This is a genomic window from Weissella sp. DD23 (assembly GCF_001579105.1).
Classification (GTDB): domain Bacteria; phylum Bacillota; class Bacilli; order Lactobacillales; family Lactobacillaceae; genus Weissella; species Weissella cibaria.
In genome coordinates, this window is the sequence record NZ_KQ970393.1 from 104,562 (window position 1) to 105,770 (window position 1,209).

The 1,209-nt window shown below is 47.6% G+C and carries 2 protein-coding genes; both read right to left on the minus strand.

From position 1 onward, the window contains the following. Positions 1–255: nucleoside hydrolase (locus WEIDD23_RS06495; RefSeq protein WP_197458830.1), on the minus strand; the 255-nt coding region annotated here is incomplete at its 3' end. Between the two features lie 101 nt (positions 256–356). Continuing rightward, positions 357–1,209: A/G-specific adenine glycosylase (locus WEIDD23_RS06500; protein WP_242865453.1), on the minus strand; the 853-nt coding region annotated here is incomplete at its 5' end.

A 1,209-nucleotide genomic window follows, 5' to 3' on the forward strand; every position in this document is an offset into this window, starting at 1 on the left:
CTCACCGTGCACATATGATGCGTCCTCGTATGGCTTCAGCAGTGGCATTTTCGCACCAGCTGCCACTGGTACTTGCTCTTGTACACCGAAAAACTCGACAAGTTTCAACGCATTTAATGCCGTCTTCTCTACGCCGACGTTACCGGCTACTGTCGACAACAATTGAACATCAAACTGTGGATCAGTCAAAGCGATCGCAATCGCAGCTGCATCATCAATTCCTGGATCCATATCAAGCATAATTTTTTGTGCCATGGTTATTTCCTTTCAAACGTCAGGTTATTCCTCACGCGCCCCGTCTAAATTGTATAACCATATTACCACATTTTGCTTGTGTATATTTTTGCAATATTTACTTATATTTTTGCCCAAATCTTCTCTTGGATTTTAGGTTGTGGATCAGCAGCCAAGGCTGTCTTAGGGCGCCAAGTTCCCCGCGTCAAATCCTGTTCAGTTACTTCCGCCGTCAGCACAGTGACCGTCCATTTTTGGTGGGTATACACGTGCGTTACTGGTCGGCCAGCCAACTTCGTGAGCGTTGCTTTAACGCCGTAATCCGTCAACAAACGCTGCTCAGTAGCTGCAATCATTTCTGCAATTGTCCAGTCAGCATCCGGATCGTTAACAAAGTCGGTCAACGCATAGAGTGGCATCGTCCAAAAATTCGCCAGCAACCCATCGGCCGGCCGTTGTTCCCACAAATAGCCAGCTGGTGACTTAACCGCCAGCGCAAAATACGTAATTGGCTTAGGCTTGGGCGCCTTTGTTTTGACCGGATAAAATTCTTCCGTCCCATCAGCATATGCAGCGTTAAATTGCTTGACCGGTGAATGTTCCGAATCAAAATTTTTCGCACTCATATATGATGACCCCAAATCCATAATTGCTTGATTAAAATCACCAGGGCGGGCTGGATCAATCAGTTGCAGGCCTAGTTCAAAGAACACTTTGCGCGTCTTAGGTTGGGCGATGTCCGCATCAATTTTGAATAAGCGCGCAAACACACGGAACGCATTCCCGTCAATGGCCGGTACTGGTTCATTAAACGCGATACTAGCAATCGCTGCCGCTGTGTACGGCCCAATTCCTGTCAGTTTTTCCAAAGCCGCCATATGATCTGGCCACACGCCTTGGTAATCATCACGCACTTGGATAGCAGCCTTTTGCATATTGCGTACGCGTGAGTAATAACCCAGCCCTTCCCAAGCC